The sequence below is a fragment of the Streptomyces sp. NPDC111744 genome, from assembly GCF_055634995.1.
Genome location: NZ_JBVKCG010000010.1, coordinates 168,768 through 192,392, shown reverse-complemented (window position 1 = coordinate 192,392; position 23,625 = coordinate 168,768). Strand labels below are relative to the sequence as shown.

At 72.1% G+C, this 23,625-nt stretch carries 22 protein-coding genes; 16 read left to right on the top strand and 6 right to left on the bottom strand.

What is annotated here, in order from left to right:
• Positions 1-39: 39 nt before the first annotated feature.
• On the top strand, positions 40-828 hold the full coding sequence (locus tag ACZ7OO_RS23455; RefSeq protein WP_471507243.1) for a VOC family protein: 789 nt from the start codon (positions 40-42) through the stop codon (positions 826-828).
• A 283-nt stretch (positions 829-1,111) separates the two neighbouring features.
• Here ACZ7OO_RS23455 and ACZ7OO_RS23450 read toward each other — a convergent pair whose 3' ends face one another.
• The 3 genes from ACZ7OO_RS23450 to ACZ7OO_RS23440 all read right to left on the bottom strand — a co-directional run bounded on the left by ACZ7OO_RS23450 (position 1,112) and on the right by ACZ7OO_RS23440 (position 3,887).
• Complete coding sequence (locus ACZ7OO_RS23450; RefSeq protein WP_471507241.1) at positions 1,112-2,149, bottom strand: LacI family DNA-binding transcriptional regulator; 1,038 nt, start codon at positions 2,147-2,149, stop codon at positions 1,112-1,114.
• A 120-nt stretch (positions 2,150-2,269) separates the two neighbouring features.
• Positions 2,270-3,289 (bottom strand): non-homologous end-joining DNA ligase, encoded by a 1,020-nt coding sequence (gene ligD, locus ACZ7OO_RS23445; protein ID WP_471507240.1) that lies wholly within the window; start codon positions 3,287-3,289, stop codon positions 2,270-2,272.
• Between the two features lie 40 nt (positions 3,290-3,329).
• Positions 3,330-3,887 (bottom strand): hypothetical protein, encoded by a 558-nt coding sequence (locus ACZ7OO_RS23440; RefSeq protein ID WP_471507238.1) that lies wholly within the window; start codon positions 3,885-3,887, stop codon positions 3,330-3,332.
• 154 nt (positions 3,888-4,041) lie between these two features.
• Here ACZ7OO_RS23440 and ACZ7OO_RS23435 point away from each other — a divergent pair, with 154 nt between their 5' ends.
• The gene (locus tag ACZ7OO_RS23435; RefSeq protein WP_471507236.1) at positions 4,042-5,106 is read left to right on the top strand and encodes an ATP-dependent DNA ligase; all 1,065 of its coding nucleotides are present in this window, start codon (positions 4,042-4,044) and stop codon (positions 5,104-5,106) included.
• 125 nt (positions 5,107-5,231) lie between these two features.
• Positions 5,232-6,206: a DUF3048 domain-containing protein gene (locus ACZ7OO_RS23430; protein WP_471507234.1), complete on the top strand. Its 975-nt coding sequence runs from the start codon at positions 5,232-5,234 to the stop codon at positions 6,204-6,206.
• On the opposite strand, the gene ACZ7OO_RS23425 is transcribed toward ACZ7OO_RS23430, so the two are convergent.
• Positions 6,203-6,667: a MarR family winged helix-turn-helix transcriptional regulator gene (locus tag ACZ7OO_RS23425; protein ID WP_471507232.1), complete on the bottom strand. Its 465-nt coding sequence runs from the start codon at positions 6,665-6,667 to the stop codon at positions 6,203-6,205. The genes ACZ7OO_RS23430 and ACZ7OO_RS23425 overlap by 4 nt on opposite strands.
• Before the next feature lie 222 nt (positions 6,668-6,889).
• Between ACZ7OO_RS23425 and ACZ7OO_RS23420 the strand changes: the two genes are divergently transcribed.
• From ACZ7OO_RS23420 to ACZ7OO_RS23385, 8 genes are all read left to right on the top strand, one after another.
• Entirely contained in the window at positions 6,890-7,645 is a 756-nt protein-coding gene (locus ACZ7OO_RS23420) for a CoA transferase subunit A (RefSeq protein ID WP_352221859.1), read from the top strand.
• A complete protein-coding gene (locus ACZ7OO_RS23415; protein ID WP_352221860.1) occupies positions 7,645-8,289 on the top strand; it encodes a CoA transferase subunit B in 645 nt (214 codons plus the stop codon). The genes ACZ7OO_RS23420 and ACZ7OO_RS23415 overlap by 1 nt, the downstream gene beginning before the upstream one ends.
• Positions 8,286-9,488, top strand: coding sequence for a thiolase family protein (locus ACZ7OO_RS23410; RefSeq protein ID WP_471507230.1), 1,203 nt, complete (start codon positions 8,286-8,288; stop codon positions 9,486-9,488). Before ACZ7OO_RS23415 ends, ACZ7OO_RS23410 begins: the two co-directional genes overlap by 4 nt.
• 111 nt (positions 9,489-9,599) lie before the next feature.
• Positions 9,600-10,373 carry a protocatechuate 3,4-dioxygenase subunit beta gene (gene pcaH, locus ACZ7OO_RS23405; RefSeq protein WP_471507228.1) on the top strand — a complete coding sequence of 258 codons (774 nt, stop codon included), beginning with the start codon at positions 9,600-9,602 and terminating at the stop codon, positions 10,371-10,373.
• 6 nt (positions 10,374-10,379) lie between these two features.
• Positions 10,380-10,982 (top strand): protocatechuate 3,4-dioxygenase subunit alpha, encoded by a 603-nt coding sequence (gene pcaG, locus ACZ7OO_RS23400; RefSeq protein ID WP_471507226.1) that lies wholly within the window; start codon positions 10,380-10,382, stop codon positions 10,980-10,982.
• A gap of 5 nt (positions 10,983-10,987) precedes the next feature.
• Positions 10,988-12,319 (top strand): 3-carboxy-cis,cis-muconate cycloisomerase, encoded by a 1,332-nt coding sequence (gene pcaB, locus ACZ7OO_RS23395; protein ID WP_471507409.1) that lies wholly within the window; start codon positions 10,988-10,990, stop codon positions 12,317-12,319.
• Positions 12,316-13,437, top strand: coding sequence for a bifunctional 3-oxoadipate enol-lactonase/4-carboxymuconolactone decarboxylase PcaDC (pcaDC, locus tag ACZ7OO_RS23390; RefSeq protein WP_471507224.1), 1,122 nt, complete (start codon positions 12,316-12,318; stop codon positions 13,435-13,437). The genes pcaB and pcaDC overlap by 4 nt, the downstream gene beginning before the upstream one ends.
• A gap of 64 nt (positions 13,438-13,501) precedes the next feature.
• Complete coding sequence (locus tag ACZ7OO_RS23385; protein ID WP_471507222.1) at positions 13,502-14,293, top strand: SDR family NAD(P)-dependent oxidoreductase; 792 nt, start codon at positions 13,502-13,504, stop codon at positions 14,291-14,293.
• A gap of 100 nt (positions 14,294-14,393) precedes the next feature.
• Here ACZ7OO_RS23385 and ACZ7OO_RS23380 read toward each other — a convergent pair whose 3' ends face one another.
• Complete coding sequence (locus ACZ7OO_RS23380; RefSeq protein ID WP_471507220.1) at positions 14,394-17,075, bottom strand: ATP-binding protein; 2,682 nt, start codon at positions 17,073-17,075, stop codon at positions 14,394-14,396.
• A gap of 181 nt (positions 17,076-17,256) precedes the next feature.
• Here ACZ7OO_RS23380 and ACZ7OO_RS23375 point away from each other — a divergent pair, with 181 nt between their 5' ends.
• From ACZ7OO_RS23375 to ACZ7OO_RS23365, 3 genes are all read left to right on the top strand, one after another.
• Positions 17,257-18,528 (top strand): MFS transporter, encoded by a 1,272-nt coding sequence (locus ACZ7OO_RS23375; RefSeq protein WP_471507218.1) that lies wholly within the window; start codon positions 17,257-17,259, stop codon positions 18,526-18,528.
• 3 nt (positions 18,529-18,531) lie between these two features.
• The gene (locus tag ACZ7OO_RS23370; RefSeq protein ID WP_471507216.1) at positions 18,532-19,674 is read left to right on the top strand and encodes an anhydro-N-acetylmuramic acid kinase; all 1,143 of its coding nucleotides are present in this window, start codon (positions 18,532-18,534) and stop codon (positions 19,672-19,674) included.
• Between the two features lie 101 nt (positions 19,675-19,775).
• Complete coding sequence (locus ACZ7OO_RS23365) at positions 19,776-20,840, top strand: DUF2510 domain-containing protein (RefSeq protein ID WP_471507214.1); 1,065 nt, start codon at positions 19,776-19,778, stop codon at positions 20,838-20,840.
• 153 nt (positions 20,841-20,993) lie between these two features.
• Here the strand turns inward: ACZ7OO_RS23365 and ACZ7OO_RS23360 are convergent, their stop codons facing one another.
• Positions 20,994-21,608 carry a TetR/AcrR family transcriptional regulator gene (locus ACZ7OO_RS23360; RefSeq protein WP_471507212.1) on the bottom strand — a complete coding sequence of 205 codons (615 nt, stop codon included), beginning with the start codon at positions 21,606-21,608 and terminating at the stop codon, positions 20,994-20,996.
• A 225-nt stretch (positions 21,609-21,833) separates the two neighbouring features.
• On the opposite strand from ACZ7OO_RS23360, the gene ACZ7OO_RS23355 reads away from it, so the two are divergent.
• Entirely contained in the window at positions 21,834-22,628 is a 795-nt protein-coding gene (locus ACZ7OO_RS23355; protein WP_471507210.1) for a phosphatase PAP2 family protein, read from the top strand.
• Positions 22,625-23,557, top strand: a complete 933-nt coding sequence (locus ACZ7OO_RS23350; protein ID WP_471507208.1) for a DMT family protein — start codon at positions 22,625-22,627, stop codon at positions 23,555-23,557. Before ACZ7OO_RS23355 ends, ACZ7OO_RS23350 begins: the two co-directional genes overlap by 4 nt.
• Positions 23,558-23,625 lie beyond the last annotated feature (68 nt).

Below are 23,625 nucleotides of genomic sequence, written 5' to 3'. Positions count from 1 at the left end.
GGCTGTGCAATGAACGGGACCCTTCCGAGGAGGGCGATGATGCTCACCACCCGTTTTGTCAACGGCGCTCCCAACTGGATCGACCTCGGCACCCCCGAGATCGACGGCGCTGTCTCCTTCTACAACGGTCTCTTCGGCTGGCAGTTCCAGTCGGCGGGACCCGAAGCCGGCGGTTATGGCTTCTTCCAGCTGGGCGGCAGGACGGTCGCCGGCGGTATGCAGACCACTCCCGAACAGGGGCCGCCGTCCTGGACCGTGTACTTTCAGAGCGAGGACGCGCAGGCCACCGCCAAGACCGCCGAGCAGGCGCACGGCAGCGTCCTCGCCCAGCCGATGGACGTGATGGGCCGGGGCCATATGGCGATCCTCACCGACCAGGCGGGCGTGCCCTTCGGTATCTGGCAGCCCGGGCTTACCAAGGGCGTGGAGGTGGCGGGCGATCCGGGTTCGCTGTGCTGGGTCGAGCTGTACACCCCGGACATCGCGGCGGCCGCCGCTTTTTACCACAAGGTGCTCGGTCTGGAGACCTCCGGAGTGCCCTACCCCGGCGGCACCTACACCTGTGTCAACCCGGCGGACGGCGACGACGACTCGGTCTTCGGCGGGGTGGTCCCGCTGGCCGAGGACCCGGCCGAGGCGCAGGTCGGCGCGTACTGGCTGCCGTACTTCGAGGTCGAGGACCCGGACGCGGTGGTGGAGAAGGCGCAGCAGACCGGTGGCAAGGTGCGGATGCCCGCGACCACGCTGGAGGGTGTGGGCCGCATGGCCAAGCTGGCCGACCCGTACGGCGCCCGCTTCGCGGTGATCAAGAGCGAGCAGCAGAGCTGAGGCGGAGAGGGGCCAGGGGATGTCCGGCGGATCAGGTCGGCTATGGGAACGGCGCCTTGTGGCCGAGCCAAGCGTGGTCTGGTGCGTGCAGTTGCAAGGCGGCGGAGCCCCGGACGATCAGCCTCCCCCACGCTCGAACAAGCTCGCGCTGGGGCACCCCCATCGCGGCGGGCGACGCGGTGGGGGCGCCCCCGGCCGAAGACTGGGGGACGTCGGCGAGTGACGACAACACGGCAGATGCGCGTGCCGGACCCCGCGACACCGGCATGATCCGCCGGGCACCCTAAGCCGTGGCGCGTCGTACCAGTGTCGTGGGCAGGATGACGCTGGACGGCGTGCCGGTCACCGGCTTGCCCCGGGTCAGGGAGCCCAGCAGGAGCCGGGCCATCAACCGGCCCATCTCCTCGATGTCCTGACGGACCGTCGTCAGCGACGGCTCGGTCTCCTCGGTGACGGGCAGCACATCGTCGAAGCCGATCACGGCCACGTCCTCAGGCACCCTGCGGCCGCGCTCGCGCAGGACACGCAGGGCGCCGAGCGCGGTGAGGTCGTTGGCCGCGAACACGGCGTCGAGGTCCGGGCAGCGGTCGAGGAGTTCGCCCATGGCGCGCTCGCCGCCGGCCGGGGTGAAGTCGCTGGGCACGACCAGCCGTGGATCGGCCTTCCCCAGGACGTCCATGACGTCGCGATAGCCCTGGAGGCGGTCGGCGGCCGACGTCTGATCCAGCGGCCCGGTGATATGGGCGATCCGGGTCCGGCCCAGGGCGGCGAGATGCCGTACGGCGTCCTGGGCGCCGCCGCGGTTGTCGCAGTCGACGTACACGGCGCTGTCCGTGCCATCGCTCCAGCCGGGCCGGCCGCCGAACACGGCGGGGACTCCTGCGCCCTCGATCAGTCCGGGCAGCGGGTCGTCGAGATGGAGCGAGAAGACGAGCGCGCCGTCGACATGGCCGCCGGCGAGATAGCGGGCTACGCGGGCGTGGTCGTCGCGCCCCTCGGTGAGCAGCAGCACGAGCTGGTTGTCGTGGGTGGTCAACTCCTTGCTGATACCACGTAGCTGGAGGGCGAAGAAGGGGTCGGTGAAGATCCGGGTCTCGGGTTCGGCGATGACGACGGCGACCGCGTCGTGCCGTTTGGTGACCAGGCTGCGGGCCGCCTGGTTGGGGACGTACCCGAGTTCCTCGACCGCTTTCCGGACCCGCTCGACGAGGGGTTCGCGCACCCCGTCGCCGCCGTTGACCACCCGTGACACGGTGGCCCGGGACACCCCGGCCCGCGCGGCCACGGCCTCCAGTGTGGGGCGCGACACTGCCTCGGACACCACGGCCCTCCTCGTCGGCGGCTGGCGATCAGCATAGCCCCGGGTGGCAGGGGCGCCGGGAGCGCTCTCGGGGGTGTGGCAGCCCGTCGGCGGATCGGGCATCCGCCCCGAGTACCGTCGTCAGGAAGCCTGTTCGGGCCGGGCGCGGCTCGGCTGGACGCGTTTGGGCTCGCCCGGCATCTTGGGGTACTCGGGCGGATACGGCAGGTCGCCGAGGCCGTGCTCGTGTTCGTCGTGGCGGGCGAGTTCCAGGAGTGCGTCGAGGGAGTAGGCGTGGTCGTCCATGTCGGCGTGCACATCGCCGACTTCGGCGAAGCGGGCCGGCATCGTGGCGAGGTCGAAGTCGCCCGGCTGCACCTCGTCGACCTCCTCCCAGCGCAGGGGGGCGGAGACCGGGGCGTTCGGGCGGGGCCGCAGGGAGTAGGCGGAGGCGATGGTGCGGTCCCGGGCGGTCTGGTTGTAGTCGACGAAGATGCGCTCGCCACGCTCCTCCTTCCACCACCTGATCGTCACCTGGTCCGGCATCCGGCGTTCCAGTTCACGGCCCACGGCGATCGCGGCGCGCCGGACCTGGGTGAAGGTCCAGCGGGGTTCGATGGGCACGAAGACATGCAGCCCACGGCCGCCCGAGGTCTTGGGCCAGCCCCGCAGCCCGCCGAACTCGTCGAGGACAGCGCGCAGTTCGTGGGCGGCGCGGACGGCGTCGGCGAAGTCGGTGCCGGGCTGCGGATCAAGGTCGATACGGAGTTCGTCGGGACTGTCCACATCGGCGCGGCGCACCGGCCAGGGGTGGAAGGTGAGGGTGCCGTACTGGGCGGCCCACACCACGGCGGCCTCCTCCGTGGGGCACATCTCGTCGGCGGTGCGGCCGCTGGGAAAAGCGATGTGGGCGGTGGGGATCCAGTCGGGCATGCCCTTGGGCGCGCGCTTCTGGTAGAACCACTCGCCCTCAATGCCGTCCGGGTAGCGCTGGAGCGTGGTGGGGCGGTCGCGCAGGGCGCGGAGGATGCCGGGGGCCACGGCCGCGTAGTAGCGGGCCACGTCCAGCTTGGTGAAACCGCGCTCCGGGAAGAACACCTTGCCGGGGCTGGACAGCCGTACGGTCCGGCCGGCCACCTCCAGTTCCACCGCATCACCCATGCGGCTACGGTAGGCGCACCGTCCGGCCCTCGCACATCGGTTACGCCCAGGGCACGGACCAGGTGACGGCGGGCCGGCGCCGGACGTCGTAGACGATCCGCTCAGGACGGCTGCCCTTGGGCACACTGAACGTGATCTTCCCGCGCAGGCAGCCACCCGGTCGCACGGCTTCGCCCGAGACGGGATAGGTCGGCGCCGGTATGCCGTGTCCGCTGAGCCCCAGCGGCTTGACCTCGGTGCCGTCCTTGAGCCGGAGGGTCCAGGGGGACTGCGCGACGATGACGTCGGTGCTGTCGGCGTCGGCGCAGGTCTTCACCTCCAGCACCGCCCACTCCGGGTCGGGGATCTCGGCGAGGTAGCGGGGGAGGTTCACGCCCTTGGCGGGCTGGGTGTAGCTGACGGCGGTCGTCGTGGCGCTGATGTAACTGCCGTCGCCGTCGATGTCCTTCCAGTGCCGGCCGGAGCCGAGCGTGAGGGCCTCGGCGGCGGCCGACGGGCGGGACGCCTTGGCGCCGGTCGCGTCCGCGCCACCGCCGGCGCAGGCCGTCGCGGTCGCGGCGAGCAGCAGGGCGGCGGTGACGGCCGTACGGGTACGCATGGATGTTCCCCCGTGGAGCGTGTGTACCGAACGAGCATCATGCTGCCTGTGCGGGCGCTGTGCGCACGCCGTGTCCGGGTTGTGATCAACAAGTGCGGATCCGGGGCGTGCCGTGCGACGAGCGGACCCCGGGGACCGCTCGTAGAGTCGTGGCATGGATCTGCCGGTGATGCCACCCGTGAAGCCGATGCTCGCCAAGTCGGTGGCGACGATCCCGCCGGACATGCAGTACGAGGCCAAGTGGGACGGCTTTCGCGCGATCGCGTTCCGGGACGGCGCCGAGGTGGAGCTCGGCAGCCGCACCGGGAAGCCGTTGACCAGGTACTTTCCAGAGTTGGTAGCGGCATTGAAGGAGCGGGTGCCCGAGCGGTGCGTGCTGGACGGGGAGATCGTGATCGCCCGGGAAGGCCGGCTGGACTTCGACGCGCTGACCGAGCGGATCCATCCGGCGGACTCCCGGGTGCGCACCCTGGCGGAACGGACGCCCGCCTCCTTCGTGGCCTTCGATCTGCTGGCGCTGGCGGACGAGTCCCTGCTGGAGGTTCCGCTGACCGACCGTCGCGCCCTGCTCACCAGAGCGCTGGCCGGGGTCGCCCCGCCGGTGCATCTGGCGCCGGCGACGACCGATGTGGACGTGGCCCGGCAGTGGTTCGAGCAGTACGAGGGGGCCGGTCTCGACGGGGTCATCGCCAAACCGCTCACCCTGCGCTATCTCCAGGACGAGCGCGCCATGTTCAAGGTCAAGCACGAGCGGACCGCCGACGTCGTGGTGGCGGGCTACCGCCTGCACAAGAGCGGCCCGGTGGTCGGCTCGCTGCTGCTGGGACTGTACGACGACCGGGGCGCCCTGCAGCACGTGGGCGTGTCGGCCGCGTTCCCCATGAAGCGGCGGGCCGAGCTGATCGAGGAACTGGAGCCGCTGCGCATGGACGACGTCTCCGGGCATCCGTGGGCCGCCTGGGCGGAGGAGGCCGCCCATGAGTCGGCCCGGCTGCCCGGCGCGCCGAGCCGCTGGTCGGGCAAGAAGGACCTGTCCTGGGTGCCGCTGCGGCCGGAGCGGGTGGCCGAGGTGGCGTACGACCATATGGAGAACGGCGCCCGCTTCCGCCACACGGCCCGCTTCCGCCGCTGGCGCCCGGACCGCACACCGGAGAGCTGCACCTACGCCCAGCTGGAGGAACCTGTGCGCTACGACCTCACGGAGATCCTGGGGGCGTAGCCCCAACGCCCCCTTCACCCTCCGTCGGGTCATCCGGCGGTCCGTGATCGGCTTCGACCGGATATGGCCACCGATAAGCCGATGAGCACACAATCAAGGGGACGAACGGGGTGGCAACGGTGGGCATGCGACACAGGGCGCCGACGCGCCGGACCGCGCTGACGGCAACGCTGGCCGCGGCCGTGATGGCGGCCTCCCTCACGGCCGGCTGCACCCGGCACGGCACACCGGACGACGGCCGCGCATCACACGGCAGCCAGGCGCCGGACGGGCAGCACACCGCCGGCACCGGCTCCGTACTGGCCGTGAAGATCGACAACGTTGCCGCGGCCCGCCCGCAGACGGGGCTGGACTCGGCGGACGTGGTGTACACGGAGCAGGTGGAGGGCGGGCTCAGCCGGCTGATGGCGGTGTACGCCACTCAACTCCCCGACGCCGTCGGCCCGGTCCGCAGCGCTCGCGAGTCCGACCTGGAACTGCTGCGTCAGTTCGACCGGCCGACCCTCGCGTTCTCCGGTGCCCAGCACAAGCTGCTCCCGCTGATCGACCGGGCGCCGCTGCGGCCAAAGACACCCGAGGCCGCATCCCACGCCTACTACCGGGGCAGCGACAGGCCGGCCCCGCACAACCTGTATCTCCGACCGGCCAGGCTGATGGCCGGGGTGCCCGGCAGGGCGACGCTCACCACCGGCTTCCGCTACGGCCCGGCCCCGGTCGGCGGCACGGTCACCGCCACGCGCACCGTGCGGTACCCGGCGGCCCGCTTCACCTTCACCTGGTCCGCCGACCAAAAGCGCTGGCTGGTGTCGATGGACGGCACCCCGGCCCGGACGACGGCCGGGAAGCGGGTGGCGGCCGCGACGGTCGTGGTGCAGCACGTGCGGGTGCGCACGTCCAGGTATCACGACGTGCTCGGCAACCACACGCCGTTCACCGAGACAGTGGGGTCGGGGAAGGCCGAAGTGCTGCGGGACGGACGCTCGTTCGCGGCCACCTGGACGCGGCAGGCGGCCACGGGCGGTACGACGTTCACCGGGCCGGACGGCCGTCCCGTGGACTTCGCCGCCGGGCAGGTGTGGGTGGTGTTCGCGCAGGCCTAGGCCTGCGGGACGAGGGGTTCCGTGGGATTGCGCAGCCCCTCCGCCGCGTCCGAGACCCGGCGGATCAGATCGAAGAACTGGGTCTGCTCCTCGGCCGAGAGCGGGGCCAGGAAGACCTGGTTCATCCGGGCGGTGCGCACGGTGAGCTTGCGGTGGGTGCGCAGCCCGTCGTCGGTGAGGCGCAGCTGGAAACGGCGGCCGTCCTGCGGGTCGCGCACTTTGTCGAGGAGCCCGCGCCGGCCGAGCCGGCTGATGACCTCGGCGATGGTCGACCGGTCCAGACCCACCCGCTCCCCCACCGTGCGCTGGTCCAGCCCCGGCTCGGCGACGAGCGCGTTCAGGACGGCGAACTGCGGCGAGGTGATCTCCTCCGAGACCATCGTGTTCCACAGCAGGTAGTGGGCCTGCTGAAGCCGCCGGGCCAGGTGCCCGGGGTGGGTGGTGAGGTCCACCGCGGCCATATGCACTCCCATGATCTGAATTCGTTGGTGCACTGAACGATACCTGCGGCCAGCCATCCTGTCTGTGTACCCGTCTGCCATTGTCCGAGGTCTTGACGGGCGGGGACGCGGGTGGCAGCGTGAAAGATATCTCGCTGAAATACTCAGTGCCCTGATTAATTCCCTGATTGATCAGACGCGGAGCGCGTCACCCGGGCGCCAGGAAGAGATGGGGCTTCACGGATGGACAAGGTGGTCGCCACGGCCGCGGAGGCGGTGGCCGACGTGCCGGAGGGCGCGTCGCTCGCGGTCGGCGGCTTCGGGCTGAGCGGTGTTCCGAACGTGCTGATCGGTGCGTTGTACGAGCGCGGGGTGAGCGGCCTGTCGGTGGTCTCGAACAACTGCGGGGCGATGGACACGGGGCTCGCGGTACTGCTGGCGGCGGGCCGGATCGCCCGGGTGACCGGCTCCTACATCGGGGCGAACAAGGAGTTCGCGCGTCAGTATCTGGCGGGTGAGCTGGAGGTGGAGCTGATCCCGCAGGGCACTCTCGCCGAGCGACTGCGCGCGGGCGGCGCCGGGATCCCCGCCTTCTACACCCCGGCCGGGGTGGGCACGCAGGTCGCGGAGGGCGGGCTGCCCTGGCGCTACGACGGCTCCGGAGGCGTCGCCCTGGCCTCGCCGGCGAAGGAGGTCCGGGAGTTCGACGGCACCGAGTACGTCCTGGAGCGTGGGATCCGTACGGACTTCGCTCTGGTACGGGCGGCGAAGGGCGACCGGCACGGGAACCTGGTCTTCAACAAGTCCACCCGGAACTTCAACCCGCTCGCCGCGATGGCCGGCAAGGTCACGATCGCGGAGGTGGAGGAACTGGTGGAGCCCGGCGAGATCGACCCGGACGCGGTTCATCTGCCAGGGATCTTCGTCCAGCGGGTGGTCGCGCTGACGGCGGAGCAGGCGGCGGACAAGAAGATCGAGCAGCGGACGGTGAGCAGCTGATGGCCTGGACGCGTGAGCAGATGGCGGCGCGGGCGGCCCGCGAACTGAGGGACGGGCAGTACGTCAATCTCGGCATCGGCCTGCCCACACTGATCCCGAACTATCTGCCCGAGGGCGTGGAGGTGGTCCTGGAGTCGGAGAACGGCATCCTGGGCACCGGCCCGTACCCCACCGAGGACGCCGTCGACCCGGATCTGATCAACGCGGGCAAGGAGACGGTGACGGTCCTGCCGGGGGCGTCCTTCTTCGACTCGGCGTTGTCGTTCTCGATGATCCGCGGCGGGCACATCGATGTCGCGGTGCTGGGCGCGATGCAGGTCTCCGCGAGCGGGGACCTGGCCAACTGGGCCATCCCCGGGAAGCTGGTCACCGGGATCGGCGGCGCGATGGACCTCGTCCACGGCGCCCGCACGGTCATCGTCGTCATGACGCACACGGCGAAGGACGGCTCGCCGAAGATCCTCACCGAGTGCGCGCTGCCGCTGACCGGCAAGGCATGCGTCGACCGGATCATCACCGACCTGGGTGTCCTGGACGTCACGGACGACGGACTCGTCCTCGTCGAGACCGCACCCGGGGTCGGCGTCGAGGAGATCGCCGCCAAGACCGACGCGAAACTCACTGTCCTGGAGGGTCTGCTGTGAACACGGTGTACATCGTCGACGCGGTGCGGACGCCGATCGGCCGTTACAACGGCGGTCTCGCGGGCGTACGTCCGGACGACCTGGCCGCCCACGCGGTCCTTGAACTCCTCTCCCGCACGCCGGACTTGGACCCTGCCCGGATCGAGGACGTCTACTTCGGCAACGCAAACGGCGCCGGCGAGGAGAACCGCAACGTGGGCCGGATGGCCGCGCTCCTGGCCGGCCTGCCGACCAGCGTGCCGGGCGTCACCGTCAACCGGCTGTGCGCGTCGGGGCTCGAAGCGGTCATCCAGGCGGCCCGCGCGATCGCGGTCGGCGATGCGTCGATCGCCGTGGCGGGCGGCGTCGAGTCGATGACCCGCGCGCCGTACGTGCTGCCCAAGAACGACCGGCCCTTCCCTGCAGGCCACACCGAGCTGTACTCGACCACACTGGGCTGGCGCATGGTCAACCCGAGGATGGACCCGCAGTGGACCATCCCGCTCGGTGAGAGCGCGGAACTCATCGCCGACAAGCACAAGATCAGCCGCGAACAGCAGGACGAGTTCGCCCTCGCCTCCCATCAGAAGGCTGCGGCGGCCCAGCAACAGGGGCTGTTCGACGCCGAGTTGGCCCCGGTATCCATTCCGCAGCGCAAGGGTGAGCCGGTGGTCTTCGGCGCGGACGAGTGCGTACGGCCGGACGCCTCCCTCACCGCGATGGCCAAGCTGAAGCCGTCCTTCCGCACGGAGGGCGGGACGGTGACCGCGGGCAACGCGTCGCCACTCAACGACGGTGCGGCGGCGCTGCTGCTGACCGACGAGGAGGGGCTCAAGGCGGTCGGGCGGGAGCCGCTGGCCCGGGTCAGCGCGACCGGTGTCTCGGCGATCGACCCGGACTACTTCGGGCTCGCGCCGGTGGAAGCCGTGCACCGTGCGCTGGGCAAGGCCGGGAAGGGGTTTGCGGAGCTCGACGTGCTCGAACTGAACGAGGCGTTCGCGGCGCAGGTGCTGGGGTGCGTGGCGGAATGGCCGGAGTTCGATCCGGCCGTTCTCAATCCGCAGGGTGGGGCTATTGCGCTGGGGCATCCGCTGGGTGCGTCGGGGGCGCGGCTTGCGGGGACGGTGGCGCATCAACTGGCACGTCGAGGGAGCGGTACCGGTGTTGCCACGCTCTGCATCGGGGTCGGGCAAGGGCTCGCGCTGGTTCTTGAACGGTAAACGGCCAGTCCAGCACCTGCGGGTGCGTCGTGGCTGGTCGCGCCCACGCGGCGGAGCCGCACATCGATACAGCCCCGCGCCCCTATCGGGTGCTTACAGCTAGGACTTTCAATGACTCTCACCCAAGCTGACATCGACCTCGAAATCGCCGCCAGGCACGCCGACTACGAGAAGGGCGTCGCCGAAGGCGCCCCCGTCGAGCACCACCCCCGTCGGGACTACGCCCCCTACCGCTCCTCCGTCCTCCGGCACCCCGAACAACCTCTGGTCGCCATCGACACGACCCAGGACCCGGAGCTGGTGGAGTTGCACTCGCCCGCCTTCGGGGAGCGGGACATCACCGAGATCGACAACGATCTGACCCGGCAGCACACCGGTGAGCCGATCGGCGAGCGCATCACCGTGTCCGGGCGGCTCCTTGACCGGGACGGCCGGCCGATCCGCGGGCAGCTGATCGAGATCTGGCAGGCCAACTCGGCCGGCCGGTACGCCCACCAGCGCGAGCAGCACGACGCTCCGCTGGACCCGAACTTCACGGGTGTCGGCCGTACCATCACCGATGCCGAGGGCGGCTACCGCTTCACCACCATCCAGCCGGGCCCCTACCCCTGGCGCAACCACGTCAACGCCTGGCGTCCGGCGCACATCCATTTCTCGATGTTCGGTACGGCGTTCACCCAGCGGCTGGTGACGCAGATGTACTTCCCGAGCGACCCGCTGTTCCCGTACGACCCGATCATCCAGTCGGTGACGGACGACGCGGCCCGGCAGCGCCTGGTCGCGACCTACGACCACAGCCTGTCCGTGCCGGAGTTCTCGATGGGCTACCACTGGGACATCGTGCTGGACGGCCCGCACGCCACCTGGCTCGAAGAAGGACGCTGACCTGCCATGACGAAGATCGACACAAGCAGCCCGGAGCAGGTGCTGCCCACCCCGTCGCACACGGTCGGCCCGTTCTACGGCTATGCGCTGCCGTTCCGCGGCGGCGAGGAGATCGCCCCCCTCGGCCACCCGGACACGATCACGGTCCACGGGTACGTCCTCGACGGGGAGGGCAGGCCGCTGCCGGACGCCTTCGTGGAGCTGTGGGGCGCCGACCCGGACGGGAACGTGTCCACCACGGACGGTTCGATCCGGCGCGACCCGGCGACCGGTGACTACCTCGGCCGCAACGGCGTGGAGTTCACCGGCTGGGGCCGGATCCAGACGGACGCCGACGGGCACTGGTACGCGCGGACGCTGCGGCCCGGCGCCCGCGGCGACAGCGCGCCCTACATCAGCGTGTGCGTCTTCGCCCGCGGCCTGCTCATGCACCTGTTCACCCGGATCTATCTGCCCGGCGACGACACCGCGCTCGCCGCGGACCCGCTGCTCACCCGGGTGGGCGAGCGGCGCGACACGCTGATCGCCGGCGACGAGGGCCGGGGGACCTACCGTTTCGACATCCGCCTTCAGGGCGAGGGCGAAACGGTCTTCCTGGAGTTCCAGTGACATCACTGAGCCATGGCGGCGGTGACGCCGGGCTGCTCGGCCCCGGGTGGGCCGGTTCCGCCGCCGCGTCCGCGACCGGAGACGGCGCCTGGCTGCGGGCGCTCCTTGCCGCGGAGGCGGCCCTCACCAGGGCACAGGCCGCCCTGGGGCTGGCCCCTGCCGAGGCCGCGGCGGCCGTGACCGAGGCGGCCGATCCGGACCGCTTCGACGTCGGCGCCCTCGCGGCGCGGGCCCGCGCCGGCGGCAACCCGGTCATCCCGCTGGTCGCCGATCTGACGCAGGCGGTCGGCGCGGAGTACGGGCCGTATGTTCACCGGGGCGCCACCAGCCAGGACATCATGGACACGGCGACAATGCTGGTCGCCGCCCGCACCCTGGACCTGGTCCTCGCCGACCTCTGGCGCACCGAGCAGACGCTGGCCCGGCTGGCCGCCGAGCACCGCGACACGCCGATGCCGGGCCGCACGCTCACCCAGCACGCCGTACCGACGACCTTCGGGCTGAAGGCTTCCGGCTGGCGTTCGCTGGTCCTCGACGCCCGGGACCGTATGGCCCGGGTCCGGGAGTCACTGCCCGCGCAACTCGGGGGCGCGGCGGGCACGTTGGCGGCTTTCGGAGCGTACGGCGCGGAACACGCGGAAGAGCTGCCGCAGGCGTACGCGCGTGAACTCGCCCTGGCCGCTCCCCTGTTGCCGTGGCACACCCTGCGTACCCCCGTCGCCGATCTCGCCGGGTGCCTCGCCTCCACGGCCGGGGCGTTGGGCAAGATCGCCGTGGATGTACTGACCCTGTCCCGCACCGAGATCGGTGAGCTCTCCGAGGGCAGCGGCGGCGGCTCGTCGGCGATGCCGCACAAGGCGAACCCCGTGCGCTCCACCCTCATCGCGGCCGCAGCCCGGCGGGCCCCGCAGCTCGCGGCCGTCCTGTACGGCTCCCTGGTCGCGGAGGACGAGCGGCCGGCCGGTGCCTGGCACGCCGAGTGGGAGCCGTTGCGGGATCTTCTGCGCGCCGTCGGGGGCGCGGCCCGGGACGCGGCGGAGCTGGCGGAGGGGCTGCGGGTGCATCCGGAGGCGATGCGCCGGAACCTGGATCTCACCCGCGGTCTGATCGTCTCCGAGCGGCTGTCCGCCGCACTGGCTCCCGTGCTCGGCCGGGCCCGGGCGAAGGAGCTGCTCACCGAGCTCGCCCGCCGTACCTACACCGAGCAGCGCACGCTGCGCGAACTCCTCGCTGAGGAGCCAGAGTTGACGGACGTCGACCTCGACGACCTGACCGACCCCGCCCGCTACACCGGCTCCGCCGGCGCTCTCACCGATCGTGCACTGGAGCGACGTTGACCGAGAACCTCCTCAACCACCGTGCCGAAGGCCCTGCTTCCGCTCCCCCGCTGCTGCTCGGGCCGTCACTCGGCACCTCGTACGCGCTGTGGGACGCGGTGGCGCCCGAACTGTCGACCAGCCACCGGGTGGTGCGCTGGAACCTGCCGGGGCACGGCGGTTCGGCACCGGATCTGATCAAGGCGGGGGCGACCGTCGGTGACCTCGCCGACCTGGTGCTCGCGCTCGCCGACTCGCTCGGCATCGAGCGGTTCGGGTATGCCGGGGTGTCACTGGGCGGTGCGATCGGGCTGCACCTTGCCGTCCACCACCCGGGCCGGCTGGAGAGCCTGGCCGTGATCTGCTCGTCCGCCCACTTCAACGGGGCGAGGCCCTGGGAGGAGCGGGCCGAGCGGGTCCGCCGGGAGGGCGTGGAGTGGCTGGCGGACAATGCGGGCACCCGCTGGTTCACGCCTGGCTTCACCGTGCCGCGCCTCGTCGAGGACCAGCGGACGGTGGACCCGGAGGCGTATGCCGCCTGCTGCGACGCGCTGGCCGCCTTCGACCTGCGCGACCGGCTCGGTGAGATCGCCGCACGCACCCTGCTGATCGCGGGCCGTCAGGACCCCGCGACTCCGCCGCCGCATCTGCGGGAGATCGCGGACGCGGTGCCGGCGGCCACGCTGGTCGAGCTGCCCGGCGCCTCGCATCTGGCGCCCGCGCAGTGCCCCGAGGCCGTCCTCACCGCGCTCCGCTCCCACCTCGACGGCGGTGCCAGGCGGGGCATGGCGGTGCGCCGGGAGGTGCTGGGCGACGCACACGTCGACCGGGCACAGGCCCGCCAGACCCCCTTCACGGCCCGCTTCCAGGACTTCATCTCGCGCTACGCCTGGGGCGAGATCTGGACCGACCCCACCCTCTCCCGCCGCGAACGCAGCATGATCACCCTCACCGCACTGGTCGCGCACGGCCACTACGACGAGCTGGCCATGCATGTACGGGCCGCCCGGCGCAACGGGCTCACACCGGAGGAGATCGGCGCGGTGCTGCTGCAGACGGCCGTGTACTGCGGAGTTCCGGCGGCGAACGCGGCGTTCGCGACGGCCCAGCGGGTGCTGGCGGAGGAAGAAGAAGGGTGACCCTGGCAGTCGTAGCCTCAGGAGTACCAAGCAGCCGGCGTCGGCTCGTGCCTACGCTGGAAGCATGTCCACTGTTCTGATCACCGGTGCCACCTCCGGGCTCGGCCGGTACGTCGCCTTCGAACTGGTCCGCTCCGGACATGTCGTCCTCGCGCACGGCCGCGATCCGGGCCGTACCGAGGCGCTGGTCGAGGAGCTGCGCGCCGAGGGCGAGGCGGAGGGTTTCGTCGCCGACCTGGCCTCGCTGGCGCAGGTCCGCGAGCTGGGCGCGCGGGTCGCCGACGCGCGTCCCGGCCTGGACGTACTGGTCAACAACGCGGGCGTCGGCGCCGGCGCGCCCGGCACGGGGCGCGAACTGAGCGCCGACGGCCACGAACTGCGTTTGGCCGTCAACTACCTGGCCCCGGTGACCCTGACCCATGCCCTGCTGCCGGTCCTGCGCGCCAACGCTCCGGCCCGGATCGTCAACGTGGGCTCGGCCGGCCAGGAGCCACTGGACTTCGACGACCCCGAGTTCACCCGGGGCTACCAGGGCTTCGCGGCGTACTGCCGGGCCAAGTTCGCCCTGGCGGCCCACACGTTCGCCCTGGCGGAGGAGCTGGCGGGCACGGGTGTGGCCGTCAATGTGCTGCACCCGGCAACTTTCATGGACACGGCGATGGTGCGAGAGGGCGGGGTGGCGCCGTTGAACACGGTGGCGGACGGTGCACCGGGGGTACTGGCCCTGGCCACCCAGGACGTCGGAACCGGCGGCTACTTCGACGGCACGAACCCGGCGAGGGCCCACGAGGCAACGTACGACAAGGACGTCCAGAAGCGCCTGTCAGCGGTGACCGACCAACTCCTCGCGCTGTAGCGCGCCTGCTTTTTTGGGGGGCGCGGGGCTGTGTCGATGTGCGGCTGCCGCCGCGTGGGCGCGACACGCCCCCACGCACCCGCGCCCCGCAACGCACCTTTCAGCGCAACCCCCGACCCGTATCCAGAACCTCCCGAGCCTGGGCGACCAGCCCGTCCGCCCCACACGACCGAGCCAACGCCAGCCCCCGATTCAGCTCGGCCACCGACCGCGCGGCGATCCCGTACTCCACCCGGGCCGCCGCATGCTCGTACTGGCACGGCGACGCCTCCAGATAGGCCACCGCCTGCGACGCGAGCCGCACCTGCCGCTGCCCGGTCTCCAGCGCGGCGGCGCACCGCAGCGCCTCGCCGATCGCCGTGTCCGTGCCGAACCGCTCGGCCTGCCGCCGCGCATCGGCCGTCAGCCGTGCCGCGCGCGCCGGGTCCTCGCTCGCGAGGGCCCGCGCGAGGTCGAGCGCCCAGGGCACCACGACCGGGTTGAAGTGGCCGCCTGCGGCGGCCGCCTTCTCCGCCGCCTCCAGTTCGTTGACGGCCTCCTTCGTACGGCCGACGGCGAGCAGCAGCCGGCCGCGTACGGACCGCGGGTCCGGCATCACGATCATGGAGGGGTACGGCGGTGCGAAGCCGTACTGCTCTGCCGTGTCCCAGGCCTGCTGGACATGGCCGCGGGCGAGCAGCGTGTCCACCAGGTTGCAGGTGGCGGTCCAGTACAGGGGCAGCCTGCGGCCGACCCGCTCGGCGATCCGCAGGGACTCCCGCAGGGAGATCTCCGCGTCCCGCAGCCGGCCGCGCCTGCGGTGCCCGAGGCCCACGGAGGCATGGGCGAGGGCGAGGTGGCCGCCGCTCCAGCCGGAGGACTCGTAGGCGCGCAGGGCCTCGTTGTAGAGGCTCTCCGCACGGTCGAGGCGGTCGGTGAAGACGTAGGCGTTGGCGAGCATCAGCAGCAGCTCGATGCCCCACTCGCTGTCGGTCCAGCCGAGTCCGGGCGCGAGCCGGCCGTTGACGAGGGCGCGGTCGCAGAGTTCCACGACCTCTTCGGCGCTCTCCCCCTGGATGAGGAGGTCGAAGCCGCGCAGCATCAGCAGGGCGCGCTCGGAGTTGTCCCGGCCGGTGCAGGTGTCGGCGAGCGCGCCGAGGCGTTCGGAACGGCGCGGGGACACTGCCTCGCCGGCGATACCCTCCCACATGAACTGGACGGCCTGGAGCCGGAGTTTGGCGGGGCCCTCCTCGTGCCGGGCGGCCTCCGCCTCGACGGTGCGCACGGCTTCCTCCAGCTGGTCGTTGTGGAGGAGGGCCTGGGAGAGGCGGAAGACGGCGTCGACGCGTTCGGCGCCACCCAGGCCGGGCATGCCGAGCGCGGTGCGCAGATGGCCGATGGTGACGGCGGGCTTGGTGAGCAGGGTGGCGCAGCCCAGTTCGTAGAGCACGCGCGCGTGGACCTCGGGTACGGGCGGTTCCCGCAGGGCGCGTTCGAGGCAGCGGCGGGCCGCGTCCGGGGCGCCGACTGCGAGGTGTTCCTTGGCCGCGTCCCGCAGCTGCTGGACGAGTTCCTCGTCGTCGTCCGGATGCACTTTCAGCAGATGGCGGGAGGCCTCGGCGATGCCCCGGCCGTCGTCGATGACGATCTGTGCGGCGATGCCGTGCATGGCGGTGCACATCGCCGGCGGAATGGAGTTGTAGACGGCGGTGGCGATCAGCGGATGGACGAACTCCAGGTCACCGGTGGGGGAGCGGGAGCCGGCCGGGTCGGGCGCGGTGAGGATACGGGCGCTGCGCAGCAGTTCGGCGCAGCGCTCGGCATCCTCCATGCTCATGGTGGCGAGCTGGGCGACCAGGTCGACGGAGATGCCGGTGCCGAGGATGGCGGCGGCCCAGGCGAACCGGGTGGCGTCGATACCGAGGCCTTCGAGGCGGGTGACGAGTCCGCCGCCGCGGGCCGACCGGTTGAGCGCGCGCAGTTCGCCGGCCCGGGCCTCGACGGGATCGACCTCGCTGTCCTGGACCTTGGCGAGGAGTTCGACGGTCTCGTAGGGGTTGCCGCCGGTGACGGCCCAGACCTCGCGGCAGAACGGGGCGTCGGCGTGCGCGCCGAGGGTGGCGAGGGTGAGTCCGGCGGTGGCGCCCGGGGTGAGGGCGCTGAGATGGTGCCCGGGGTTCGCGGCCGCGGCGGCCACGGTGTCGAGGTAGCGGGCGCTGTCGCCGCTGACCTCGCCGGGGCGGCGGGCGACCAGGACCAGGACGGACAGGTCGTCGAGACGCTCCACGAATGCGGCGAGCCAGGCCAGGGTCTCCTGGTCGGCCCAGTGCGCGTCGTCGATCAGCAGCACCAGTGGCCAGTCCCGTCTGGCCAGCCGGCGGACGGCGGCGACCAGGCCGTCGCAGACGCCCTGTGGGTCGGCCTGGCGCTCACCGGGGTCGGTTATGCCGAGGGCGGGGCCGGCGATGTCGTACCAGTCGCCGAGGTATTCGCGGGCCTCGTCGGGGTGCAGGGAGACCAGGGCGGGCTGGAGCAGTTGCCGTACCACGTTGAAGGGAACGCTGCGCAGGGTCTCGCCGCCGCGGGTGGACCAGACGGTGCAGCCGCGGCGCTCGGCGATACGGCGGGTCTCGGCCAGCAGCGCGGTCTTGCCGAGTCCGGCCTCCCCGCTGAGGATCAGCAGGTTCCCGGCGGTGGACCGGTCGGCGCACAGGACGTCGAGTGCCTCGGTGATGGCGGCGATCTCCGCGTCGCGCTCCCAGAGGGGAGCAGAGGGGCCCTCTGGGGGTTGTTCCTCCGTCATCCCGTTACCTCCCCAAGTCGCCCGAACGACGTACAGACCACGAGCGTAGCGGTCCTGTTGGCTGTCCGGAGGCGGGACCGGGCAGCTGTGGCCGTGACGGGTGACAGCGGGCGCGGCCGGGCGACGCATGCCGGGCCCGACCTGCCGCTGTCTAGCTGACGGATCGTCAATGGGCGTGGAAATGAAGCTGATTTTCGAAGATCGGGCAGTACGGGAGCGGAACCGGCCCCTCCGGGCGCTGGCGGCGGGCTCGGTGGGCAACTTCGTCGAGTGGTACGAGTTCGGGGTCTACGGCTACTTCGCGACGGTCGTCGCCGAGCGGTTCTTCACCCCGGCGGGCGGCAGCGCGGCCGAGGGGCTGGTGCGCACCTACGCCTCGTTCGGACTGGCGTTCTTCTTCCGTCCGCTGGGCGCGGCCGTGTTCGGCCGGCTCGCCGACCGGCTCGGACGGCGGCCGGTGCTGATCCTCGTGGTCGCGCTGATGACGGGCGCCACGGCACTCATCGGTCTGCTGCCGACGTACGCTCAGGCCGGCGCGCTCGCGCCCTGGCTCCTGACCTTCCTGAGGGCCGTTCAGGGGTTGTCGGCCGGCGGGGAGTTCGGGGGTGCGGTGGCGATGCTGACCGAGTTCGCGCCGCCGGGGCAGCGAGGGCTGTACGGGGCGTGGCAGTCGTTCACCGTGGCGCTGGGCCTGCTGGGCGGGGCGGGCGTGGCGGCCGGGCTCGCCTCCGTGCTGACGGATAATCAACTAAACACCTGGGGATGGCGATTGCCGTTCCTGCTGGCGTTGCCGCTGGGTGGGCTCGCGCTGTGGCTGCGGGTGGGGCTGGAGGAGACGCCGGAGTTCCGGGAGCCGGACGTGCGGGCGGTGCGGGTGTCGGCCGGGGCGATCGCGCTGGCCGTCGGCCGGGTGATGGGCTGGTCGGCAGCCGGGTACACCTTGCTGGTCGTGCTGCCGTCGTACCTCCAGACAGCGCTGCACACCGGCTTCCGTGCGGCGCTGCTGGCGACCGTGCTGGCGAACCTGGGTTTCGCGGCGGCGATCCTCCCGGCGGGGCTGCTCAGCGACCGGGTCGGGCGGCGGCCGGTGATGCTGACGGGCGCGGGCCTCGTGGTCGTGCTGGCCCTGCCGCTGCTCGGCCTCCTCCAGGACGGCGGGGTGTCCGCCTGGGCGAAGGGCGCGGCCCTGTTCGGTGCGGGTGCGGTGGTGGGGCTGATGGCCGGGCCGGGGCCCGCGCTGCTGGCCGGGATGTTCCCGGCGCGCGCCCGCTGCACGGGCCTGGGACTCGCCTACGCCCTGTCCAATGCCGTGTTCTCGGGCTGTGCGGGCCTGATCATCACGGAGGCGGTGAAGCGCACCGGGAACCTGGACGTTCCCGGCTACTACGCGGCCGCGGCCTGCGCGGTCAGCGTGCTCGCGCTGGTGAGGTCACGGGAGACGAAGGCGGGTTGAGCGGTGCTGGTGATCGGTCTGATGTCCGGGACGTCGTACGACGCGGTCGACGCGGCCGCCGCCGAGCTGCGCCTGGCCGGCGACACGCTGCTGCTGAAGCCGCTGGGGCTGGTGAGCACGCCGTACGACGACGAGTTGCGCGGGACCCTCGCGGGCGCGCTGCCCCCGGCGGCCGTACCGCTGGCGCGGGTGTGTCTGCTGGACACCCGGATCGGGCAGGCTTTCGCGTCGGCGGCCGCCCGCGCCGATCGTGAACTGTGCGGCGGACGGGCCGATTTGATCGCCTCACACGGGCAGACCGTCTTCCACTGGGTGGAGGGCGGCCGGGTGCACGGCACGCTGCAGCTCGGGCAGCCGGCCTGGATCGCGGAGGCGACGGGGCTGCCTGTTGTCGCCGACTTCCGGCCGCGGGACGTGGCCGCCGGGGGCCAGGGCGCTCCCCTGGTGAGCCTGGTCGACCTGCTGTGGCTGCGCGGCCGGCCGGGCACGCCGGTGGCGCTGAACATCGGGGGGATCGCCAACCTCACCGCGCCGGACGGCACGGCCTTCGACACCGGGCCCGGGTGCGCGCTGATGGACGCGGCGGCCCGGGAGTTCACCGGCGGCCGGCTGGCGTACGACGTGGACGGGGCGCTGGCGGCGCGTGGACGGCCGTACGGACCGCTGCTTGAGCGGTTGCTGGCGGACCCGTACTACGCGCTGCCCGCGCCGAAGACGACCGGCAAGGAACTGTTCCACGCCGGGTACTGGCAAGCGCCGGAGGGCTTGTCGGCCGAGGACGCGCTGGCGACGCTCACCGAACTGACGGCCCGGACGGTGGCGGACGCGGTACGCGGCGTGGGCGCCACGGAGGTGATCGCCTCGGGCGGCGGCACCCGCAACCCGGCGCTGATGCGGCTGCTCCGCGGCCTGCTCCCCAAGACCCCCGTCCGCGCCTCCGACGAACTCGGCCTGCCCGCGGTGGCGAAGGAGGCATACGCCTTCGCGGTCCTCGGCTTCCTCACCGCGCACGGTCTCCCGGGCACAGCCCCGACCGCCACCGGCGCCCGCCACCCGAGCATCCTGGGCTCCCTGACCCCGGGGCGGGACGGTCTGCGGCTGCCGCCTCGGGCATCGAACCCGCCGGTGCGGCTGCGGGTCGAATGAGGGTGCGGGATCGGCTCGTCCGAAGCGAGCCGGATCCGACTCATCCGAAAGTCGCCGGATCCTCTCATCCGACTTTCACCGATGCCTCATACGGTGGGGGCATGACGCAGGTGACTCCCCCCGGGTGGTACCCCGACCCCGGGCAGACAAGTGGCGGTCCGGCCACTGAGCGCTGGTGGGACGGCAAGGCGTGGACGGAGCAGACCCGCCCCGCCGGGTCGGGTGCCGACTGGGGTCCCCCGACGCAATCGCCCGAAGACGCGGCCTCCCAGGCATACCCGGCCTATCCGGCCTACCCCGGATATCCGGCACCGCCGGCCACCGGGAAGCGCGGGCTGCGCACCGGCGTTGCCGTCGGTGTCGCCGTGGCGCTGCTTGCCGCGATCGGGGTGGGCGCGTGGGCGCTCAGCGACAACGGCGGTGACAACGGCGGCGGCCAGGCCTCGCAGCAGAGCTCGGGCGGTCAGGGCGGCGGCTTCGGCCAGGGCGGCCCCGAGGGACAGAGCGGTGGGCAGAACGGCGGACAGGGCTTGCCGTTCGGCGGGTCGGGCGGGTCGGGGTCCGGCGGCTCGGGCTCGGGTGGCTCCGGCGGCGGTGCGTCGCCGTCGCCGAACCAGTCCGAGGCGCCGAAGGTCCAGGGCGGCGGGACGGTGTCGGACTCCTTCAACGCCATCAGCATCCCGGTACCGGACGGCTGGACGGGGCAGGCGGGCACCGTCGGCGCCCAGATCACCTCCGACGGCTCCTACAAGTGCCCCGGCGACACCTCCAAGACGTGCACCACCGGCGGTGCCTACTCGGAGCCCGCGCTGCTGCTGGGCACCCGGGGCAGCACGGCCGAGGCGGTCGCCAAGGCGGACATCGCGGCCAACGCCAAGGAGTCCTACGGCGGTACGAGCTACGGCGCGATCACCTCGCACGAGGTGCTGGCCTCCAAGGCGGTCACCGTGGCGGGGCAGAAGGGCTATCTGGTCCGGTGGAAGGCGGTCACCAGCAAGGGCTCCGACGGTTATGTCGAGTCGCTGGCCTTCCCGTCGCCCGCCAACGCCCAGCAGATGGTGGTGGTCCGCTTCGGCGTCGACGTCAGTCAGAAGCAGACGGTCATCGACACGATCACCAAGGGCATCAAGGTGTCCTCCGGCAGCGGCAACGGTCAGACCGTCTGACCCACCCCGGACGGGAACGTCCGTCGGCCGGGTGGAGAGCCCCTCCGCTCAAAGGGGAGCTCCACCCGGCCGGGGGGTGCGCGCCGCCCCCGTCCCCACGGTGCGGCGCGAGCAGGTCACCGTCCAGTCATCCCGTGGACGGCGGCCTGGGTCCTAGGTCAGTCCGAGTGCGGGCAGCGCCACGGCCTCCACGAAGCGGACGAGATAGTCGGCGTCGGCGTACTCGCCGGAGAGCACGGGCCGTACCCGCAGCACGCCGAACATCATGGCGGGCACGTAGTCCAGCGCGGGATGGCCCTCGGGCACCTCGCCGCGCTCGACTCCGCGGTGCAGGATCTCCTGGAGCGCGGCGATCTCGGGGTCGACGAGCGCCTCGCGCAGTGCCTGCGCCAGTTCCACGTCCGAGTGGAGCGCGTGGCTCAGCGCCGACAGCAGCTTGGTGTCCTTGCGCGACCAGTTCCCCGCGACCCGCGCCACCTCGCGCAGGTCCCCGGCGAGCGACCCGGTGTCGACCCCGGCGAAGCGCACCTCGCGGGTGGCCCGCAGCGCGGCGGCGACGAACTGCGGCTTGTTCTTCCACTGCCGGTAGAGCGTGGACTTGCTGCACCGGGTGCTGCTCGCGACCCCCTCCATGGTCACGGAGTCGTAGCCGCACTCGCGGATCTGTTCGAGCACGGCGTCGAAGAACTCCCGCTCACGCTCCGGCGTGATCTTGGAGCGGCGCGAGGCGGCGACCGTCTCCGGTCCGTCCGCGGCCTGCGACGTCATGTGCCCTACTCCTCACTCGCGCCTCACTTGCGGATCACCTGGTCCCCGCCCGCCGTTCGGTCCGGGCGGAAACCTACAACCAGTGTGGCCCACGTCTATCGATACGCCACTGTACCGGTACCCGACCGTATCGGTACAGTGGCGTATCGGTACGCTTTCGTATCGATGAGTTCGGGCCACCGCCCGGGACTCGGCACAGCACCACCGTCAGTGAGGGGGCCTGGGATGAGATCCCAGTCCGAGCCGGAAGCAGCGGAGCCGGGGGCGATAGCCCGGCCGCCGCTCGTCCGTGAGCTCCTGCTTGTCGTGGGACTCTTCCTCGTCTACAAGTTCGGGCGGCAGCTGGCCACCGGCCATACGGCCGAGGCCCTGCACAACGCCCACCGGATCTGGGACCTGGAACGGACGCTGCGACTGCCCTCGGAGGTCGACGTGCAGTCCGCACTGCTGCACGGCGACGCCCTCGTCCACCTGGCCAACACCTACTACGCGACGGTTCATTTCCCGGCCACGCTGGCCTTCCTGGTCTGGCTCTACCTGAAGCGGCCCGCGCACTACGTCTGGGCCCGCCGGGTCCTCGCCGTGGTCACCACCGCCGCCCTGGTACTTCCCTTCACGTTCCCGCTGGCGCCGCCGCGGATGCTGGCCGCGACCGGCCTCGTCGACACGGCCCGGATGTACGGCCCCTCCGTCTACGGGCCGCCCTCCAGCGACCACCTCTCCAACCAGTTCGCGGCGATGCCCTCGCTGCACTTCGGCTGGGCCCTGATGGTGGCGATCGGCCTGATCGTCGCCACCAGCTCCCGCTGGCGCTGGCTGTGGCTGCTGCACCCGGCGATCACCCTGATGGTGATCGTGGGCACCGCGAACCACTACTGGCTGGACGCGCTCGTCGCCACCGTGATGCTCGGTGCCGTCCTCGCCCTGATCAATCCGCCGCACCGCACGGCCACCACCGCCGGCCGCGGCACCCGCGAGTTCGTGTCCGAGGAGCCCGTGCTGGTAGGGGCAGGCCGATGAGCGCCGCGGCGATGATCGCCGTCCTCCTCTCCCTGGTCTCGGCCGTCGCCTACGCGGCCGCCGCCGTCGCCCAGGAACGGCTCGCGTCGAAGACCTCCGGCGCGGGTCTGCTACGACTGCTCGGCTCCGGTGCCTGGTGGGCGGCGGTCGGCCTCAACGCGGGCGCCGCGCTCCTGCACGTCGTGGCCCTCAAGTACGGCCCGCTCACCCTCGTCCAGCCGCTGGGCGCACTCACCCTGGTCGCGGCCGTGCCCATGGGCGCGCGCGTGGCCGGGCGCCGGGTCAGCGGGACGGAGTGGCGGGGCACGGCCCTGACCCTGCTGGGCCTCGGCGCCCTGCTGGTCACGGCCTCCGGCCCCGCACCCCATCAGGTGCTGAGCCTCACCGAAGCCCTCGCGGTGGCCGGTACGACCGCTGCCCTGATCGGCGCCCTGTCCCGCCCCGGCACCCGCCCGGGCCTGCGGCACGCGACCGCGTCCGGCTTCGCCTCGGGCGTCGCCTCCGCCCTCACCCAGACGGTGACGGTGGCGGTGATTGACCGCTCGGGCCCGGTCCTGAGCGTCCAGGTGATCGTGGTGGCACTCCTGGTGGCCGCGTTCGCGGTGGGCGGCCTGCTGCTCTCCCAGATGGCCTACCGAGGCGGCCTGGGCGCCCCCCTGGCGGTGGTCACCCTGTCCAACCCGGTGGCCGCGGCGGTCATCGGCCTGACGCTGCTGGGGCAGGGCCTGCAAGGCGGCGTGGCGGGCATCCTGCTCGCCCTGGTAGGCGCGGGCCTCGCCTCCTGGGGCGTGGTCCTGCTGACCCGGGCCACCCCGGCGACACCGCTCGCCGAACCGGACGACGAACACCCGGTGGCGGCGGTTCTGGCCCTGGACCCGACGCTGGTTGCCCGGCAGAAGACCGAACCTGGACAACTGACGGCCCTGTAGCGCGCCCCCTGAGGGGCGCGGGGAACTGCGCGGCCGGCCACAAACAACCCGCGGCCGCCTCACAACAG

What these genes read in the sequence shown, in the direction of transcription:
- ACZ7OO_RS23360 (WP_471507212.1), bottom strand. Translation starts at nt 21,608, where the DNA reads ATGACGTCGCAGGCCGCGGACGGACCGGAGACGGTCGCCGCCTCGCGC.
- ACZ7OO_RS23430 (WP_471507234.1), top strand. Translation starts at nt 5,232, where the DNA reads ATGCGACACAGGGCGCCGACGCGCCGGACCGCGCTGACGGCAACGCTG.
- ACZ7OO_RS23385 (WP_471507222.1), top strand. Translation starts at nt 13,502, where the DNA reads ATGTCCACTGTTCTGATCACCGGTGCCACCTCCGGGCTCGGCCGGTAC.
- pcaH (WP_471507228.1), top strand. Translation starts at nt 9,600, where the DNA reads ATGACTCTCACCCAAGCTGACATCGACCTCGAAATCGCCGCCAGGCAC.
- ACZ7OO_RS23355 (WP_471507210.1), top strand. Translation starts at nt 21,834, where the DNA reads ATGAGATCCCAGTCCGAGCCGGAAGCAGCGGAGCCGGGGGCGATAGCC.
- pcaG (WP_471507226.1), top strand. Translation starts at nt 10,380, where the DNA reads ATGACGAAGATCGACACAAGCAGCCCGGAGCAGGTGCTGCCCACCCCG.
- ACZ7OO_RS23425 (WP_471507232.1), bottom strand. Translation starts at nt 6,667, where the DNA reads ATGGCCGCGGTGGACCTCACCACCCACCCCGGGCACCTGGCCCGGCGG.
- ACZ7OO_RS23440 (WP_471507238.1), bottom strand. Translation starts at nt 3,887, where the DNA reads ATGCGTACCCGTACGGCCGTCACCGCCGCCCTGCTGCTCGCCGCGACC.
- ACZ7OO_RS23420 (WP_352221859.1), top strand. Translation starts at nt 6,890, where the DNA reads ATGGACAAGGTGGTCGCCACGGCCGCGGAGGCGGTGGCCGACGTGCCG.
- ACZ7OO_RS23435 (WP_471507236.1), top strand. Translation starts at nt 4,042, where the DNA reads ATGGATCTGCCGGTGATGCCACCCGTGAAGCCGATGCTCGCCAAGTCG.
- ACZ7OO_RS23350 (WP_471507208.1), top strand. Translation starts at nt 22,625, where the DNA reads ATGAGCGCCGCGGCGATGATCGCCGTCCTCCTCTCCCTGGTCTCGGCC.
- ACZ7OO_RS23415 (WP_352221860.1), top strand. Translation starts at nt 7,645, where the DNA reads ATGGCCTGGACGCGTGAGCAGATGGCGGCGCGGGCGGCCCGCGAACTG.
- ACZ7OO_RS23375 (WP_471507218.1), top strand. Translation starts at nt 17,257, where the DNA reads ATGAAGCTGATTTTCGAAGATCGGGCAGTACGGGAGCGGAACCGGCCC.
- ACZ7OO_RS23455 (WP_471507243.1), top strand. Translation starts at nt 40, where the DNA reads ATGCTCACCACCCGTTTTGTCAACGGCGCTCCCAACTGGATCGACCTC.
- ACZ7OO_RS23380 (WP_471507220.1), bottom strand. Translation starts at nt 17,075, where the DNA reads ATGACGGAGGAACAACCCCCAGAGGGCCCCTCTGCTCCCCTCTGGGAG.
- ACZ7OO_RS23365 (WP_471507214.1), top strand. Translation starts at nt 19,776, where the DNA reads ATGACGCAGGTGACTCCCCCCGGGTGGTACCCCGACCCCGGGCAGACA.
- ligD (WP_471507240.1), bottom strand. Translation starts at nt 3,289, where the DNA reads ATGGGTGATGCGGTGGAACTGGAGGTGGCCGGCCGGACCGTACGGCTG.